The following is a 17,683-nucleotide window of genomic DNA, read 5'->3' on the forward strand; positions in this document are numbered from 1 at the left end:
TCGACCTTCAAGACAGAGAAATCGTGGCAGTCATCGACGATAACGACTGGTGTTGGCGACCCGCCGCATCGAAGTTCTCGAGCGCCAGCCAGCGGCGGTGGCACTCGCGAATCGCCGGCCACTCAGTGTCTAGTACCGAGAACCAGGCCGTGTCGCGGTTACGCCCGGCGACGACCCGATGCTGGCGAAAGACACCCTCGAAGCGAAAACCGAGGCGCTCGGCGGCGCGGCGCGAGGGCGCGTTCAGGGCATCGCACTTCCATTCGAGGCGTCGATATCCCTTGTCGAAGGCGTGCGCCATCATCAGCATCAATGCCTCGCTGGACATCGGCGTGCGTGCCATGCGGGGCGAGAAGCTGAGATGACCGATCTCGATTCGCCCATCTGCCGGCACGATATTGAGATACGTCGCCATGCCTGCCGCTTGCCCATCAGCGGGATCGACCACGGCATAGCAGAGCGGATCCCACCCCGCGCTCATGCGCGACAACCAGGCCTGGCAGCCGGCCTCGTCATCGAACGGACGACCACCGAGATAGGTCCAGCGGGCACGCGCCTCAGGATCGTTGGCGAATTCCGGAGCTGGCATCCGCCACGCCTGCCACAGCGACGCCGCGTGATACGCCGCATCCAATGGCTCCACCCGGCAGAAGCGCCCCACCAGAAGCGCGGCATCGGGCGCCGATGGTGCTTGCCAGCGGTCGAGGTTCGGGCCGACCGGCTGTCCGTAAGCGTTATAGGCTTGGCTCATGGGAGACTTTCCTCAGGGTGTGACGAAGCACTAGTCTGTCGCCATAATGGTCCCCCAATAAGAACCAATATTGCCAATATGCGAGGAACCAGTGACCGATCCGAACGCCCACCGGCTCTGGATTCAGGAAGCGCTGAATCTGCAACTGGCCGAACCGGATGCCCGAACGCTCGGCCAGCGTCTTTATGGTGCTCTGCGCAGCGGTATCCAGCAGGGCCAACTATCCCCTGGAAGTGCCCTGCCCTCGTCCCGGCAGTTGGCCTCCAGCCTGGGTATCGGGCGCAACACCGTGCTGGGTGCGGTCGATCGCCTCATCGCCGAGGGCTTTCTTGTCTCGCGCCCAGGTGCGGGTGTTTTCGTTGCCGATTGGCAGTGGGGAACACAGCAAGATCTCGAGATACCATCTCTAACCAATGTGGCACTCTCGCGCCGCGGCGAACGCCTCCTCGAATTCACGGCGCCCTCGAGCGAGCGTCATACTGCCTTCGCGCCCGGCGTACCGGCGCTGGATCGTTTTCCCCGCGAGCGCTGGCAGCGCTTGCTTAGACGCCACCAGCAGCGCGCTCCTATGGAATGGTTCGATTACCAGAATGCGGGTGGCGTCAACGCGCTACGCAAGGCGCTGTGCGATTATCTGCGCCTGTCGCGCTCGGTGCGCTGCCACCCGGAACAGATCCTGATCACCCAAGGAGCCCAGCAGGGCTTTGAGTTGATCGCACGACTGCTCGCCGATGTCGGGGATAGCGTCTGGATGGAGGAGCCCGGCTATGGCGGTGCGCAGGCCTGCTTCGCGTCGGCGGGGCTGACATTACAGCCGGTGCCAGTCGACGGTGACGGTTTGAACGTCGCGTCATTGCCCGCCGAGACGCCACCACCCAAGCTGATCTACGTGACGCCATCGCACCAGTATCCCAGCGGCGCGACCCTACCGCTGTCACGTCGTACAGCGCTGTTAGCGCTCGCCCAGCGGCATGACGCCTGGATCATCGAGGACGACTACGACAGCGAGTTCCGCTATACCAGCGCGCCGATCGCCTCGCTTCAGGGACTGATGGAGAACGCCCCGGTGATCTATGTCGGCACCTTCAGCAAGGTCCTCTATCCGGGGCTTCGGCTGGGCTATCTGGTGCTGCCACCGTCGCTGGTGGCAACCTTCCAGCGCATCAACGCCCGCCTGCACCGAGAGGGGCAGTATATCGCCCAGGCAGCGCTGGCCGACTTCATCGGCGAAGGCCATTTCTCACGCCATGTAGCACGCATGCGCAAGTGCTACCGGCACCGCCAGGCAGCGCTTCGCCAGGCGCTGGCGCCGGCGGTATCCCGCGGGCTCGAACTCTCGTCCGGCCATGCGGGGATGCACCTGGTCGCGTATCTACAAAGCCATGCACTGGAGCGCGAACTCGTCCACCGGGGCAAGCAAGCAGGCCTGCGGCTATCGCCGCTATCCGGCTTTTATCTGCAAGCACCCGGCCAGCCGGGGCTGGTACTCGGCTATGCCGGCGCAACTGAGGCCGAGATCGAACGCGCCGGCCGGTGGCTCAGCGAAACGTGGCGGTCACTGACACGAGACGTAAGCAACAGCGGCACCGCCTAGCCTCTGCCCCGCCGCGACGCCAGCCGATCCGCCAGCCGGGTCGGTTCGGGCAACTTGGTCTTGCCCAGGCAGGCAATCGCCCATTCCAGCGCTGCGGCCTGATCCAGCCGATGTCCCGGCGAGACGATCACCGGCTGGACATTATCACGCGAGCGCAACACCGCGCCGATGACCACGCGTCCCTCGGCATCGGTTTCGACGTCAGCGGGATCCTCGGCGCGGCGACGGTCGGTGAGCGGCGTCCATTCACCGCGCGTGGCCGGCACATCGCCGTGACGACCGCAAAGCACCTTCTTCGCCACGCCGATCGTCGGCAGATCGAGCCATAGGCCCAGGTGCGAAGCCACGCCGAGACGCCGTGGATGCGCGATGCCCTGGCCATCGACCATGACCAGATTGGGGCACGACGCCAGCCGCGCAAAGGCCGCCAGGGCGGCGGGAATCTCGCGAAACGACAACAGCCCCGGGATATACGGCATGCGTGTCGGCTCACGATGCACCACCGACTCCTGCAGCGTCAGCGACGGCCATTCGAGCACCACAACCGCCGCCCGCGTCGTCTCGCCGCCATCCTCGAAGCCGATATCCACGCCCGCGATGCAGGTCACCGCGTCCGGCTTTCCCTGCCTGACCACGCGCGGCGCCAGACGACGCTGCAATACCACAGCCTCCTCCGGCGTCAGCGTCCACTCATGCAACGCTTGTTGATTCGTCATATGGCCTCCTTGGCATTCCTTCTTCCTTGTTACCGGCCCCATTGGGCCGCCCTCCCGCAACCGGTAGACTGGCACTCCAGTAAAGGAGATCTGCGTGAAACTCATCCACACAGCGGACTGGCATCTCGGCCAGACTTTCCATGGCCAGGAGCGTCATGCCGAGCAACGCGCGTTTCTCGACTGGCTGTTGGCGGCCCTCGAAACGCGCCACCCGGACGCCTTGCTCATCGCAGGCGATATCTTCGATGTCGTCAATCCCTCGCTGCGCGCCCAGGAGATGCTCTACGACTTCATCGTCGAAGCGCATCAACGTTTGCCGCAACTGAATATCGTCATGATCGCCGGCAACCACGACAGCGGCAACCGTATCGAGTTGCCCGCGCCGCTGATGCAGCGCCTCAACACCCACGCCCTGGGCCGTGTGAGCTGGCTCGACGACGGACGACTCGACGCCGAGCGCCTGCTGGTACCGCTGACCGATACCGACGGCGCGGTTCGCGCCTGGTGCCTGGCGCTGCCCTTCCTGCGGCCCGCCGAGGTCACCGGCAATACCGCGCTGAGCAGCGACAAGACCGACGACGCCTCGCCCAATAGCTATGTCGCGGGCATCACGCGCGTTCACCAACAGCTCATCGACGCCGCACGCAAGCATCGCGTCCCCGGCCAGGCGCTGATCGCCATGAGTCACGCCCATCTGCACGGCGCTGCGGTCTCCGAGGCCAGCGAGCGGCCCATCGTCATCGGCGGCGAGGAATCGATCCCGGCCTCGTTGTTCCCCGCCGACATCGCCTATGTCGCACTGGGCCACCTGCATCGCGCCCAGCAGGTCGGCGAAGAGCGCATCCGTTACAGCGGTAGTCCGTTGCCGCTGGACTTCAGCGAGGTGGCCTATCCCCATCAGGTCGTCGAAGTCACGCTCGACGGCGCCGCCTTGTGCGATGTCGAGAGCCTGGCGGTCCCGCGTCCGGTGGCCATGCACCGCCTCGGCCCGGCACCACTCGACGACGTGCTTGCCGAGCTGGATGCCCTGGAAGATACGCCCGAACTACCACGCGAGCGCTGGCCCTGGCTCGAGATACGCGTCGAACTCGACGCCCCGATGCCCGATCTGCGCGCCCGGGTGGACACGGCGCTCGACGGCAAGACACTGCGTCTGCTGCGCCTGGAGCGTCGCTTGCCGAGAGTCGCCGCCGAGGACGCACCCGCCCGCATCGACCTGGCGGCGCTCGGTCCGCGCAAGCTGTTCGAGCGTACCTGGCAAGCGCGCTGGGGCGAGCCGCCCTCCACCGATGTGCTCGCCGACTTTGACCGGCTACGTCAGGACGTGCTCGACGACGAGGAGACACCGACATGAAGATCCTCGCCCTGCGCCTGGCCAACCTGGCCTCGATCCCCGGCCCGCTGGAACTCGACTTCACCACCGCGCCGCTCGCCGAAGCCGGCCTGTTCGCCATTACCGGCCCCACCGGCGCCGGCAAGAGCACGCTGCTCGATGCCTTGTGTCTGGCGCTCTACGGCAGCACGCCCCGGTTGCGCCAGGCCCCCGGTCAGAACGCCCCGCTGCCCGACGTGGGCGACGCCACGCTCAATACCGCCGACCCGCGAACTCTACTTCGCCGAGGCACCGCCAGCGGCCATGCCGAGGTCGACTTCCTGGGTCGCGACGGCCGCCGCTATCGCGCTCGCTGGGCCGTGCGTCGTGCCCGCGAGAAAGCCGATGGCAAATTGCAGAAAATCGAGCAGTCGCTCACCGATCTGGATAGCGACCGCCTGCTGACCACACAGAAGCGCGAGTTCGACCGCCTGCTGCCCGAGCGCCTGGGCCTCAGCTTCGAGCAATTCACTCGCGCCGTGCTGCTGGCCCAGAGCGAATTCGCCGCCTTTCTCAAGGCCGACGACAACGAGCGCAGCGACCTGCTCGAGCGCCTCACCGGCACCGCCGAGTACTCCGAGATCTCGGTCGCCGCCTATCGCCGCGCCAGTCAGGCCAAGAAAGCCGTCGACGCGCTGGATGCCAAGCTCGCCGACGACCTGCCCGCCGAGGCCGAGGCTCGCGCAGCGCTCGAAAAGACCGCCGAGACCGCCCAAACCGAGCTCGACACCGTACAACGCCATGCCAAGCGCCTGGAGACACAGGCACAGTGGCACGCCACGGACGCCAAACTGCGTGACGCTCATACCCAGGGGCAGCGCGAGCACCGCGCTGCCGAGACGCATTGGCAGACACTGGCCCCGGCCCGCGCCGACCGTGACTGGCAGCGCCTGATCGCACCTCAACGTCACCGTCTGACACGCCAGGCCGAACTGCCCGGCGAGATCACACGTCTCGAGACGACTCATGCCGACACGCGCAAGGCCCTGGCGCAGGCCGAGACCACACAGCAGCAGGCCAAACAATCACATGCGACGGCCGAACAGGCTCTCCAGGATGCCGATACCGCACGCCGCACGGCCGAGCCTCAACTGCACCAGGCCCGCGAGCAGGCACAGCAACTGGCGACCCGCGAGCATCAGTTAGCCGAGCTCGACAAAACGCACGCCGCGCATCGCCGCGACGCGCAAGCACTGACCAAACGCCGCCAGGAGGCCCACGAGACACAGCAACGCCAACGTCGACAGCGCGATGACTGGCAGGCTACCCTGCATCAACTGATGGGCGAGCACACCCGCGTGGAAGACGCCCGCCAGGCCGTTCAGCGCGCGCATGATCACGCCGCGCAGCGTCATCTGGCACTCAGCGAGTTGCAAAGTCGCTGGCAAAGCGCCCGGCGCGCCGACCACACCCAGCGCACACTCAATGAGCGCCTGACGCAGGACGCCAAGCAACTCGAGGCATTGATCACCCAAGGCCAGGCCGCGCGCCAGCGCCTCGATGAGTACGAGCGCCACTATCGCAGCGTGCTGGAATTCGTCGAACGCGGCCGCGCGGTGCGCAGCGAGAGTGTCACGCAGTTGCGCGAGGCCCTCGAGGAAGGCCAGCCCTGCCCGGTGTGCGGCGGTCTCGAGCATCCCTGGCGCCACCAGCCGCCACAGACGCCCGAAGCCGCCCAGCTTGCCGCCCAGCAGGCGGAAGAAGACCGCCAGTTGACGGACGCCCAGCAGCAGCGCGACCACGCCCAGCAACAGCGCGACGAACTGCTGGGCCAGTACCGGGCGCTTGACGCCTCGCTCACGCAGCAACGCCAGGACGCTGCGGATGCCGACAAGCGCCGTCAGGAGGCGTACCAGGTACTCGACGAGCATCCGCTGTATGCCGAGCTGTCTACCATCGATCACGAGCGGCGCGACGCCTGGCTGACCGAGCAACACCAGACAAGCGACGCCCAGCGCGCACAACACGCAGAGACGCTTCAAGCCCTTGCCCGCGCCGAGGCCGAGCTGGCACCGCTCGACGAGGCATTGCGCCAGAGCGAGCTGACACTGGCGCAGCTCGACGCCCAGCGCATCAGCCTCGACAAGGAACTTGAAGAACTCGATGCGCGTCTGCCTCCGCTACGCCGCGAGCGCGACGATATTGCCACCCGGCTCAAGGCCCTGCTCGGCGAGCATGCCTCGCCGGATGCCTGGCAGCAGTACCTCGATACGCGCCAGGCCACCGCGCGCCAAGCCCGGGATACGGCGCTCGCCCAATGCCATGACAGTGAGCGGGAAACCCAGCGGCTTGCCCAGCAATCGCACTACGAGGCCGAGCAACTCGCCCGGCTCAAGCAGGAAATCGACACCCTTAACCGTGAGCTGGAGGCCTGGCGCCAAGCACATCCCGAGCTGGACGATGCCACGCTGCAGCGGCTACTCGCCGAAAGCGATGACGACGCCGAATCACGAGAACGGGAATTGACCCAGGCCGAGCAGACCCGCCAGCAGACCGCTGCCGCCCTCGCCGAGCGCCGCCAGGCCCTCATCACGCATCGCCGTGAGCAGGCGTTGACCGAGCACGACGCCAACCCGGACGCCCTCTTGAGCGAGACGGTCGACGCCCGGATCGACCAGCGCCGAGAGGCGTTAGACACCGCGCGTGACGCCCTGACGCCTCAGCACGATGACGCCCAGGCACGCCGCGACGACGCCCTGCACGCCCTGCGAGACGATGACCGCAAGCGTCAGCGCCAACGCGAAGGGCAAGCCGAACTCGATGCCGCGCGCGCCGAGTACCGACGCTGGGGTCGCATCAGCGAACTGATCGGCTCCGCCGACGGCAAGGTCTTCCGGCGCATCGCGCAGACCTACAACCTTGAGCAACTGCTGGAACACGCCAACGCGCATCTGACGGGGCTGAGTCGCCGTTACACGCTGATTCGTGGCGGCAGCGAGCTGGGCCTGCTGGTGGAGGACCGCGACATGGGCGACGAGTGCCGCTCGGTGCATTCGCTTTCCGGCGGCGAAACCTTCCTCGTCTCGCTGGCGCTGGCGCTGGGGCTCGCTTCAATGGCCTCCGGCGAACTCGTCATCGAATCGCTGTTCATCGACGAAGGCTTCGGCAGCCTCGACCCGCAATCCCTGGCGCTCGCCATGGACGCCCTGGACGGCCTGCAAGCGCTGGGCCGTCGCGTCGGCGTGATCTCCCACGTACAGGAAATGCACGAACGCATCCCGGTACAGATCCAAGTCGAACCGCTGGGTAATGGGACGAGTCGAGCGAGATTGGTGAGTACCTAGTGAATATGAGCCTCTAGGAAATATGAGCTTCTAGGAAATACAGGACGGCCGCCTCCGCCCTCCTCGGCGCAGCATCATAACGCCCGAAGCCTCAACCAGAGGCGGCCAGCGGCTCTTGGTAGCTGTACCCATCAGCTCGCTCTTTACACTCCAATTTCACCGGCGAGTCAGTGCCTTAGAATCTCGAGTTGTTCGCGAAGCTCCGGGATATGCGTCTGAATGATGCTCCAGACAGTATCGTGATCAATCCCGAGATAGGCATGGATGAGACGATTCCGCGTGGCGATAATCAGACGCCATGGAATCTCTGGGTGAGCGGCACGTATATCATCTGGAATGCGGGTAGCTGCCTCACCAATCAATTCCAGATTGCGGAGGGTGGCATCATATGTGAGGTCGTGGGTGATGAAGCCTTCTTGATCCAGCCCATCAGTGTAAGCAAGCACTTTCTCGGAGAAGCCGATCATGTCATCGATGTAGAAACGCCACTCTCGTTGCGGTCTATTTTCAGACATGCATGGCCTCGCGCTCGATGAAAGGCCGGATCTCGGGACGCAAAGCCTTATCGGTCACCAAATCCACCGGACGCCCCAAGAGATCTTCCAAATAGAATTGCACCCCGAAGTAGCGATCTGCCGTTGCCGGGCCCTCAAAGCTCACCAGGATATCGACGTCACTGCGCTCTTCCGCCTCATCGCGCGCCATGGAGCCGAAGAGTGCGAGATCCCGAACACCGAATTGATGGACCATGGCAGGCAGATGCTGCTTCAGTAACGACAGCGTTTGCTGTTTGTTCATCTTTTACCTCCACGTCAGGCAGCAACGGACTCACTGCACCCTTTGCCTCATGTGCGCTTAGCATAGCACCCGGCACTTCCGCATCAACGACTGCCAGGAACCCCATTGTCCTCCATCTCGCTCGGTCCTCGGCCCTGCCGGCATAGAGTCATAACGCCCGAAGCCGCAACCAGAGGCGGCCAATGCCGACGGAACTGACAAACAGCATGATTCCGATTGCCACGGAAAAACCACCGCGCCAGAGGCTGTCTGGACTGGCGGCGCCCACTGTTTCCAGTCGCGCATAATGCGTTCCCAGCGTGACCAGACCCGCCGCCAGATAACCGATGCCAATCAAGGCAGCACCCACGGCTATCAGAGTCGCCGACGAAGCAGAGACGTCGGCCTCTTGCGGTGTTAACCATCGACTGATCGGCTTGCGCGCCAGGATAAGCACCGCTCCCAAGAGTAGACTGACGAGAAAATGCACGCCCTGTATGGCAAGCATGTTCGGTGTCCCCGGCTCTTGAGCCACCGACAAGCTGGACCAGGTTATATAGAGAGACATGGCATAACTCGAAAGCGTCCTGACCAGAAGCCAAATCCCCGCGACACCCAACAGCGCTTCGCACAACGAACGAGTCTGGAAACTGGGCATATTTCTCCTTGTGGTGATAGAAGCCTTGGGTAGGCTCAAGCTGAGAACGCTTCATTCAACCACTTGATGAAGTTGCGTTTTTGCTTGAATTCAGTGCGCACCTCCGCGAGACGCGCTTGCTCGGCCTGCTCCGCCCGGTACGTCAAGGCGACCGCCACGCAATGCTTGCAGAAGTCGATGCCTTCAGAGGCTGGGCAATCGCAACCACCATCAAGACCACGCTTGTTCAGTTTCAACGTCACGGTATAACGCTCGCTCCCCTCTACATCAGCAGTGATGGTAGCGCCCTGCTTGTTCCAGCCGACCACCATGCCCTGGCGGTAATAATCCAGCCCTCGGCCAAACGCCGCCTCGCCCGCCAGTACGCTGAGCTGACGATCGGTCAGAAGTGCCACCTCATCGTGTTGCGTCATTCGTAATGGCTCCACACGCGGGGAACTCTCACCACTCGCTCGTCTTCGAGAAGATGGCCGTATACCCTACCTTTGAATGTTTCTACAATATGTCGATGCCATCGACATGTTTCGACGACGTGTCGAAAAAATGGCGCTTCGTGCACATATAAAAGCGAAGTGGCGATGGCGTGAACATATCGGCTCGCTTCTGATGGATTATCATTGAGCCCTTGCATGCACCTTACTCTGTTTGCGGGTGCCTGATTCCTGATAGCGTTCAAGGTAAGCTGAGACGTTCATGCTGAGTTCAATGGCTTGATGCGGGCGACCTCGTCCTTGACCGATCGTGCGGCCGTCCATAAATCAATGGCTCGCTGCGCATTCAGCCAAAACTCCGGAGAGTTGCCAAACAAGCGACCAAGCCTAAGCGCCATTTCAGGGCTGACAGAACGTCTTTCACGTAACAGCTCATTGACAGATTGGCGAGACACGCCCAGCAATTCGGCCAACCCCGCAACGGTCAAGCCATAGTCCGGGACAAAGTCCTCCCTCAGCATTTCGCCAGGATGCGTCGGCTTGCGTCGCATTCCGTCGGTGTTAGAAATAGCCATAGTTATGACCTCACTCAGTGGTAATCACATACCTCAACATCGTATGCGTCACCATCTTCAAAATAGAAGCAGATACGCCATTGAGCATTGATTGAAATCGCGTACTGACCCTGCCTATCCCCAGAAAGTGAATGGAGACGGTTGCCAGGCGGCACTTTCAAATCATCTAGTTGCTCCGCCAGATTTACGTATTCCAGCTTCCGGGAAGCTCTTGAAGCTACATCCGAGGGGAACTTCTTTGACCTCCCTCTGGAATAAAGCTCTTGGGTACGTTTATCTGCGAAGGTTTTGATCATACACCGAAATGTATTTTGTCACGTGACGCTTGTCAACAAACATCGCGTTTCGTATCCATATCCCTGACAGCAAAACGCCGCGCCCGAAGGCACGGCGTTTAGCATGACGTTGTTGGCTACGTCGTAGTGCTCAACCGGCGAATTTAGCGGCCATTTCAGCAGTGTGCTGGCCCTGGAAGCGGGCGATAGTCAGCTCGTTTTCGCTGGGTTGGCGGCTGCCGTCGCCACCGGCGATGGTCGTTGCACCGTAGGGCGTGCCGCCGGAGACTTCCTCGAGCTCGCTCAGCGCCGCGCAGGAATACGGGACGCCGACGATCGCCATACCGTGGTGAAGCAAGGTGGTGTGAATCGAGGTCAGGGTGGTTTCCTGCCCGCCATGCTGGCTGGCAGTGGAGGTGAAGGCGCCGCCCAGCTTGCCGATCAGCTTGCCCTGGGCCCAGAGGCCGCCCGTCTTGTCCCAGAAATTGCGCATCTGCGAGGCCATGTTGCCGAAACGCGTGGGCGTGCCGACGAGAATCGCGTCATACTCGGCCAAAATGCTGGGGTCCTCCAGCACGGCGGCGGTGCTGTCTTCCTTATAGCCGGATTTTTCGGCGACATCGGCGGGCACGAGTTCGGCCACGCGGTACAGATCCACCTGGGTACCGGCAACACTGCGCGCGCCTTCGGCGACGGCATTGGCCAGCGTTTCGACATGCCCGTAACTGGAGTAATAAATGACGAGAATCTTGCTCACGTGAGTGCTCTCCTGACTGGATGTATGGACGTTCTCAAGATGACGCACGCTCGCGCTGCCGTCAAAGTGACGCCCCGTGACATCAGCGTGCTAGGCTGGCGTAAAACATCCCGCTGGGAGGCTGTCATGTCCAACACCACTGCCCTGCTCGAACGCTTGATTGGCTTCGACACCGTGTCGCGACATTCCAACCTGGAATTGATCGCCTTCATCGAATCCTATCTTGCCGAACACGACGTACCATGTACCCGCATTACCAACGATGACGGCAGCAAGGCCAACTTGCTGGCCCGCATCGGTCCCGAGGTGGCGGGTGGCGTGGTCCTGTCCGGGCATACCGATGTGGTGCCGGTGGACGGCCAACCGTGGAGCAGCGATCCTTTCACGCTGACCGACAAGGGCGATGGCCGCCTCTACGGACGCGGTAGCTGCGACATGAAAGGCTTTATCGCCAGCGCGTTGGCGCAGGTACCGCAATGGCAAGCACTCGACCTGCAGCGCCCCATCTACCTGGCGTTTTCCTACGACGAGGAAGTCGGCTGCCTGGGCGCGCCGCGTTTGATCGAGCGTCTGATGGCCGATGCACCGACCCCGGCGGCGGTGATCGTCGGCGAGCCCACCCTGATGGCGCCGGTGGTGGCCCAGAAAGGCATCACCAACCTGCGCACCACGGTGACCGGCCGCGAAGCGCATTCCAGTCAGGTGCGACAGGGCGTCTCCGCCGTGCATGTAGCGGCCCGCCTGGTGACGCGCATCGAGGACATCATGTCGGAGCTGGTCGCGGAGGGCCGTGTCGATCCGCTCTTCAATGTGCCCCACTCCAGCCTGCACGTAGGCAAGATTCAGGGTGGCACGGCGATCAACATCATGGCCCGCGAGTGCCATTTCGACTGGGAGATCCGCCACCTGCCGACGGATGGCTTCGAGGCCTTGTTCGAACGCCTGCAGCACTACGCCGAGACGCTGATGAACGAATTGCGCCCACGCGCACCCCAGATCGACATTCATACTCAGCACCTGACCGAGACCGTGCCCGCCCTGGCCGACCGCGACAACCAGACGGCGCTCGAACTCTGCCACGCACTGCTGGGCGACGCCGACAACGAAGCCGTAGCCTATGCCACCGAAGCGGGCCAATTCCAGCATGCCGGCCTGTCCACCGTCATCTGCGGCCCTGGCAGCATCGCCCAGGCGCATCAGCCCGACGAATACCTGGAGATCGCTCAACTCGACGCCGCCGATGCCTTCATGGCTAAGCTCGGGCAGCGTCTGGCTCAGTGACTTCAGCTTTTGCGTCGATAAGAGTAACTGGGAAAATCCACCAGTAGTAGCATGACAAGTCAATTCGACTGCTGGTGGCGCCACTGGCGCGGGCTCACGCCGTGCCAGCGCCGAAATGCCCGCGAAAATGCGCTCACCTCTGAAAAGCCCAGCAGCAAGGCCATCTCAGAGATACTCAGGTGTGGCTGTCGAAGATAGTGAGCCGCCATCTCCTGACGTATCCCATCCACAATCTGGCTGAAGCTGAGCCCGTCTCGATGGAGACGTCGCTGCAGCGACCAACTGGAGAGATCGAGCCGATAGGCGATCGTTTCCAGCGTCGGCTCACCTAACGACAAGGTCTGACGTACCTGATCGCGGGTCCGCTCGATCAGGCTCTGAAGTACCCGCTGGCCATCCAGACGCCGGATCGCGTCCTGAATCACCGTCAGCAGCAGCGGGTCGCTATCCGGCATCGGCCGATCCAGATCGCGCTTGGGAATCAGCATCGAATTGACCGGCTGGTCGAAATAGACCTGCGCGTCAAACGCTTTGCAGTGATCGTGCCACTGTTCGGGGCGGGGATGCTCGAACAACACTGCGCGGGGCGACCATTGGCTGCCAGCCCCATGTCGGATCAGATTGAGTGCCATGCCCATGGTCAGCTCGGCATCCTGCCGCCGGCAGAGAATGCGGCCGTGTCGGACCTGGTAGTCGAGCCGCCAGCAGTCGTCGTTCTCCACCAGTCGGATCAGGGTGTCGTGCTGATGATAGGGGAACGCCGCCACCCAGTTATGCAGCGCCTGACCCAAGGTCGCCGAACACAGTCCGATATAACCGATCAATCCCAGCGCCTGCGGCCTGAACTGCTGACCGTAATAAAGCCCGAAATTATCACACCGTGAATCCCGCGCCGCGTTCTCCATCACCTCGCAGTAGTTGCCAAGGTTGAGGCTGAGCGTAGGCTTAGCCAATCGCTCGGGATCGATGCCGCTGCTGCCGAGTACGCGATCGGCGTCTCCCCCGTAGTGGCCGATGAAGTCACAAAGGCCACTGGCAGCCGCCGAAAGCACGCCAAGATTGCCCTCACCGACTCCTGTCGCGCCTTGATCTTGCAAAAGAGAAAGATCCATGACCGTTACCTGCTGCAGTGGAACTTATTATTGGATCAGCAATTTCTGTACCAGCTACTGATGCGCGTCACGACCGCTTTGGCCAATCTCTTCACGATTTCAAGCGCACATCCCCGGTGCATCATGCACCCTTCCGGTTCACTCGTCGCCGACCGGTAGCTTGCCATCCAGGTAGCGCCGTATCAGCCGCACCGATTGCGCGGCCCAGTCAGGCCCTAGCTCTTCGGCCTGCCGGGTCTGAGCATGGGAACCCACCCACGCCAGCAGTTGAATCCGCCGCTGGGCGATCATCGTCGGGATGATGTCCAGATCGGCCTGCTCCAACCCCGCTATCTGCCGATAACCGGCAAGCCAGTGATCAACCCACGCCGCCGCACGGGGATGATGCTCCTCGAAGCTCAGCGCGGCCGCCAGGTCGTGCATGTACCAACCCAGCCCGCAGTCGTCGAAGTCGATCACTTTGGTTTTGTCACCCTCAAGTAGCAGGTTGGTCAGGCGCAAATCCGCATGAATCAAACCGTAGCGATCCGGCGATTGCCCGTAACCCTCAAGTTCCCCGGCAATCCGCGCCAGCGCGGCTTCGATCACCGGCCAATCTCGGGGATCAAGGTTGGGCGCATCCTGCCAGCGCCCCCAGTGCCCTTGCTCGCCCACCATGGTCTGGTGATTCCAGATGATGCGCTGGAAGCCATCGGGCGGCTGCCACGTCCGGCTATGCCGGTGTAAATGCGCAGTCATCTCGCCGAGACGGCGAAAGGCGCGGGGATCGACCGCATTGGTTGGCATGTCACCGTCGATCCAATGGAACAGCACCGCATGACGCGATTCATCCTCGCCCAGTGGCAACGTCAGCACGGTTTCACCATTGTCGGCAGTGATCGGCTCGGGCACCTCGAGCCCGGTCTCGCGCAGCGCCGCCAACCACTCGAGCTCGCTGACGATATCCCGATGTTGATGGTAACCACCACGATGCAGACGCAGCGCATAGCGCCTGCCTTGCCTATCGCGCAGTTCAAAGGTCGCGTTTTCCGAGCGGCAAAGCAGGCCCAACTCTCCCTGATAGTCAGCCGGATAGCGCGCGACAGCGGCGTCGGCAAGACGGTAGAGAGCAGCGTTGTCCAGCGAATCGGCTTGGATGGCAGCCATGAGCAGACTCCTTGAGCGGTGAGTATGTTCACAGCATGAGATTGTCACGCCGGCTCGGCTTGACCTTGCAGCGCAGAGATTTGACCCGTGACGACAGCCTTGATCAAAACACCGCGATCTTGACCCAACGACACAGCCGGCGCCGTGCTCGGGTCAAGTTTTTACCGACGACGCAAAGCATCATCGATCCACACCACCTCGCCAGCTGCCAAGGAGATAAATCATGCTGAAGACCAACGCCTTCGATGCCAGTGCCAGCGACTCGCTAAGCGTGGAAAAGCGCGACATGATCGAGCGCCGCCGGCGCCTTCTTGGACCGGCCTACCAGCTCTTTTACAAGGATCCGCTTCATCTGGTGCGTGGCGATGGAGTCTGGGTTTTCGATGCTGAGGGTCGCCATTATCTCGATGTCTACAATAACGTGCCTTCGGTGGGCCACTGCCATCCCCACGTGCTCGAGGCACTCACACGTCAGGCAAGTGAGCTCAACACCCACACCCGTTACCTCCACGACAACGTGCTGGATTTCGCCGAGAAGCTAATCGGAACCATGCCGAGCGCGCTGAGCCAGGTGATGTTCACCTGTACCGGCAGCGAAGCCAACGATCTGGCACTGCGAATCGCCGAGGATTACACCGGCGGCACCGGCGTGATCGTCACCGACTACAGCTATCACGGCATGACGAAATCGATCGCCGCCCTCTCCGCGTCGATGGGCCCCTATGTCAAGCTGGACCGCGACGCCCGCGCCATCCCCGCACCCGTCCATGACCCCATCAATCCGGAGACGGTAGGCAAGCGCTTCGCCGCCGATGTCAGAGCGGCGATCACCGACATGCGACGGCATGGCATCAAGCCGGCGGCGCTGCTGATCGACACCTTCTTTACCAGCGACGGCGGCTTCTTCGATCCTCCCGGCTTCCTTCAGGAGGCTGTCGATGTCATTCGCGAAGCCGGCGGTCTCTATATCGCCGACGAGGTACAACCCGGCTACGGTCGTAGCGGCGAGCACATGTGGGGTTTTCAGCGTCATGGCCTGGTGCCGGATCTGGTCACCCTCGGCAAACCCATGGGCAACGGCCACCCTATGGCGGCGACCGTGGTCAAGCCGCACATCCTCGAACGCTTCGGCAGCGAGTCGAGCTATTTCAATACCTTCGCTGGCAACACCGTCTCCGCCGCCGTGGGACTTGCGGTACTCGAGGTCATCGAACGCGAAAACCTGCTGCCGTCTATCCAACGCGCAGGCAAGGTGATCGTCGATGGGATCGTCGAACTGGCAACCCGCCACCCCGCCATCGGCAGCGTACGCGGCGTCGGACTCTATGCCAGCGTCGACTTCGTCACTCCCGAAGGTCAGCCAGATCCAGAAACCGCGTTGAGAGTCGTCAACGACCTGCGCGACGAAGGCATCCTGATCGGCGCCTCCGGCCCGCACTCGAACGTTCTCAAGATTCGTCCGCCGCTGGTGTTCACCGAGGTGCACAGCCGGTTGCTGGTCGAGGGGCTGGAGAAGGTGCTGTCGCGCCATTGACCCTGGCCGTTTCGCGCAACGCGTCATTTATCGTTGGAGAACATCATGACAACAACACTGAAACCGACATTGGGCCCCATTCAGCTATGGGGCATTGCCGTGGGCCTGGTCATCTCAGGCGAGTACTTCGGCTGGAGCTACGGCTGGGGTGTCGCCGGCACCCTGGGTTTTCTAGTGACCACGCTGATGATCGCCGCCATGTATACCTGCTTCATCTTCAGCTACACCGAGCTGACCACCGCCATTCCGCACGCTGGCGGGCCCTTCGCCTTCAGCCGCCGCGCCTTCGGCGAGATCGGCGGAATGATCGCTGGTATGGCGACGCTGATCGAGTTCGTATTCGCGCCACCGGCGATTGCTATGGCCATCGGCGCCTATCTCAACGTCCAGTACCCGACCCTCGATCCCAGGGTCGCCGCCATCGGCGCCTATGTCGTGTTCATGACGCTCAATATCCTCGGCGTCAAACTGGCGGCGATGTTCGAGCTACTGGTCACCGCCCTGGCGGTATTCGAGCTACTGGTCTTTATGGGCGTCGTCGCACCGGGATTCAGCTTCGCCAACTTCGCTGCCAACGGCTGGGCAGGAAGCGACGCATTCAGCAGCCAGGCGCTCTCCGGCATCTTCGCCGCCATCCCTTTCGCCATCTGGTTCTTTCTCGCTATCGAAGGTGCCGCAATGGCCGCCGAAGAGACCCGTGATCCGCGACGTACGATTCCCAAGGCTTATATCAGCGGCATCATAACGCTGGTGATTCTGGCTTTCGGCGTGATGCTAATGGCCGGCGGCGTTGGCGACTGGCGCACGCTCTCGAGTATCAACGATCCGCTCCCTCAGGCGATGAAAACAGTGGTAGGCAATGATTCCAATTGGATGCACATGCTGGTGTGGATCGGCCTGTTCGGTCTGGTAGCGAGCTTTCACGGTATCATTCTCGGCTACTCCCGGCAGTTCTTCGCGCTGGCACGGGCCGGCTATCTCCCTGTCGGGCTAGCTAAGCTGTCGCGCTTCCAGACCCCCCACCGTGCAATTCTTGCCGGCGGAGTCATAGGCATCGCCGCGATTCTCAGCGACGGCCAAATCGATCTGCAGGGCATGAGTCTAACCGCAGCGATGATCACCATGGCAGTGTTCGGTGCCATTGTGATGTACCTGATGAGTATGCTGAGTCTTTTCCGGCTGCGTCGTATCGAGCCGGATCTGGAACGTTGGTATCGCGCGCCGGGCTATCCAGTGATACCGATGATCGCTCTGATCATGGCGCTGGTGTGTCTGGTTGCCATGCTGTGGTTCAACGCCTTGATCGCGGTGATGTTCGTAGGCCTAATGCTGCTGGGCTACCTCTACTTTAGCCTGACTCCGGGGCAACGTCGCGAGGCAGAGCAAAAGTTGCCAGCAGAATCTCACTCCTAATTTCCTC

At 62.4% G+C, this 17,683-nt stretch carries 17 protein-coding genes; 6 read left to right on the forward strand and 11 right to left on the reverse strand.

The features are described from left to right. Nucleotides 1-7 precede the first annotated feature (7 nt). Nucleotides 8-751 (reverse strand): GNAT family N-acetyltransferase, encoded by a 744-nt coding sequence (locus tag L1073_RS03470; RefSeq protein ID WP_246896893.1) that lies wholly within the window; start codon nt 749-751, stop codon nt 8-10. A 91-nt stretch (nt 752-842) separates the two neighbouring features. Here L1073_RS03470 and pdxR point away from each other — a divergent pair, with 91 nt between their 5' ends. After that, nucleotides 843-2,345, forward strand: a complete 1,503-nt coding sequence (pdxR, locus tag L1073_RS03475) for a MocR-like pyridoxine biosynthesis transcription factor PdxR (RefSeq protein ID WP_246896894.1) — start codon at nt 843-845, stop codon at nt 2,343-2,345. Here the strand turns inward: pdxR and nfi are convergent. Beyond that, nucleotides 2,342-3,061, reverse strand: a complete 720-nt coding sequence (gene nfi, locus L1073_RS03480) for a deoxyribonuclease V (RefSeq protein ID WP_246896895.1) — start codon at nt 3,059-3,061, stop codon at nt 2,342-2,344. The genes pdxR and nfi overlap by 4 nt on opposite strands. 94 nt (nt 3,062-3,155) lie before the next feature. On the opposite strand from nfi, the gene L1073_RS03485 reads away from it, so the two are divergent. Together L1073_RS03485 and L1073_RS03490 are read left to right on the forward strand one after the other, a co-directional pair. Then, entirely contained in the window at nt 3,156-4,415 is a 1,260-nt protein-coding gene (locus tag L1073_RS03485; protein WP_246896896.1) for an exonuclease SbcCD subunit D C-terminal domain-containing protein, read from the forward strand. Then, nucleotides 4,412-7,717 carry an AAA family ATPase gene (locus L1073_RS03490; RefSeq protein WP_246896897.1) on the forward strand — a complete coding sequence of 1,102 codons (3,306 nt, stop codon included), beginning with the start codon at nt 4,412-4,414 and terminating at the stop codon, nt 7,715-7,717. The genes L1073_RS03485 and L1073_RS03490 overlap by 4 nt, the downstream gene beginning before the upstream one ends. 167 nt (nt 7,718-7,884) lie before the next feature. On the opposite strand, the gene L1073_RS03495 is transcribed toward L1073_RS03490, so the two are convergent. The 7 genes from L1073_RS03495 to wrbA form a co-directional block, all read right to left on the reverse strand. Next, nucleotides 7,885-8,232: a HepT-like ribonuclease domain-containing protein gene (locus tag L1073_RS03495; protein WP_246896898.1), complete on the reverse strand. Its 348-nt coding sequence runs from the start codon at nt 8,230-8,232 to the stop codon at nt 7,885-7,887. Further along, nucleotides 8,225-8,515, reverse strand: a complete 291-nt coding sequence (locus L1073_RS03500) for a nucleotidyltransferase family protein (protein ID WP_246896900.1) — start codon at nt 8,513-8,515, stop codon at nt 8,225-8,227. Before L1073_RS03500 ends, L1073_RS03495 begins: the two co-directional genes overlap by 8 nt. Nucleotides 8,516-8,663: 148 nt before the next feature. Beyond that, nucleotides 8,664-9,152 carry a hypothetical protein gene (locus L1073_RS03505; protein WP_246896902.1) on the reverse strand — a complete coding sequence of 163 codons (489 nt, stop codon included), beginning with the start codon at nt 9,150-9,152 and terminating at the stop codon, nt 8,664-8,666. A 35-nt stretch (nt 9,153-9,187) separates the two neighbouring features. Next, nucleotides 9,188-9,565, reverse strand: a complete 378-nt coding sequence (locus L1073_RS03510; protein ID WP_246896903.1) for an SWIM zinc finger family protein — start codon at nt 9,563-9,565, stop codon at nt 9,188-9,190. A gap of 278 nt (nt 9,566-9,843) precedes the next feature. Beyond that, entirely contained in the window at nt 9,844-10,158 is a 315-nt protein-coding gene (locus tag L1073_RS03515) for a HigA family addiction module antitoxin (RefSeq protein ID WP_246896904.1), read from the reverse strand. A gap of 14 nt (nt 10,159-10,172) precedes the next feature. After that, nucleotides 10,173-10,454: a type II toxin-antitoxin system RelE/ParE family toxin gene (locus L1073_RS03520; RefSeq protein ID WP_246896905.1), complete on the reverse strand. Its 282-nt coding sequence runs from the start codon at nt 10,452-10,454 to the stop codon at nt 10,173-10,175. A 130-nt stretch (nt 10,455-10,584) separates the two neighbouring features. After that, nucleotides 10,585-11,190: an NAD(P)H:quinone oxidoreductase gene (wrbA, locus tag L1073_RS03525; RefSeq protein ID WP_246896906.1), complete on the reverse strand. Its 606-nt coding sequence runs from the start codon at nt 11,188-11,190 to the stop codon at nt 10,585-10,587. A 126-nt stretch (nt 11,191-11,316) separates the two neighbouring features. Here wrbA and argE point away from each other — a divergent pair, with 126 nt between their 5' ends. Beyond that, on the forward strand, nt 11,317-12,471 hold the full coding sequence (argE, locus tag L1073_RS03530; protein ID WP_246896907.1) for an acetylornithine deacetylase: 1,155 nt from the start codon (nt 11,317-11,319) through the stop codon (nt 12,469-12,471). Nucleotides 12,472-12,530: 59 nt separating this feature from the next. Here argE and qhpR read toward each other — a convergent pair whose 3' ends face one another. Further along, nucleotides 12,531-13,583, reverse strand: coding sequence for an AraC-like transcriptional regulator QhpR (gene qhpR, locus L1073_RS03535; RefSeq protein WP_246896908.1), 1,053 nt, complete (start codon nt 13,581-13,583; stop codon nt 12,531-12,533). A 138-nt stretch (nt 13,584-13,721) separates the two neighbouring features. Then, complete coding sequence (locus L1073_RS03540; RefSeq protein ID WP_246896909.1) at nt 13,722-14,729, reverse strand: phosphotransferase enzyme family protein; 1,008 nt, start codon at nt 14,727-14,729, stop codon at nt 13,722-13,724. Nucleotides 14,730-14,952: 223 nt separating this feature from the next. On the opposite strand from L1073_RS03540, the gene L1073_RS03545 reads away from it, so the two are divergent. Beyond that, nucleotides 14,953-16,263 carry an aspartate aminotransferase family protein gene (locus L1073_RS03545; RefSeq protein WP_246896910.1) on the forward strand — a complete coding sequence of 437 codons (1,311 nt, stop codon included), beginning with the start codon at nt 14,953-14,955 and terminating at the stop codon, nt 16,261-16,263. A 45-nt stretch (nt 16,264-16,308) separates the two neighbouring features. After that, entirely contained in the window at nt 16,309-17,676 is a 1,368-nt protein-coding gene (eat, locus tag L1073_RS03550) for an ethanolamine permease (RefSeq protein ID WP_246896912.1), read from the forward strand. Nucleotides 17,677-17,683: the final 7 nt, after the last annotated feature.

Origin of the sequence: Chromohalobacter nigrandesensis, assembly GCF_023061285.1 — a bacterium.
Classification (GTDB): domain Bacteria; phylum Pseudomonadota; class Gammaproteobacteria; order Pseudomonadales; family Halomonadaceae; genus Chromohalobacter; species Chromohalobacter nigrandesensis.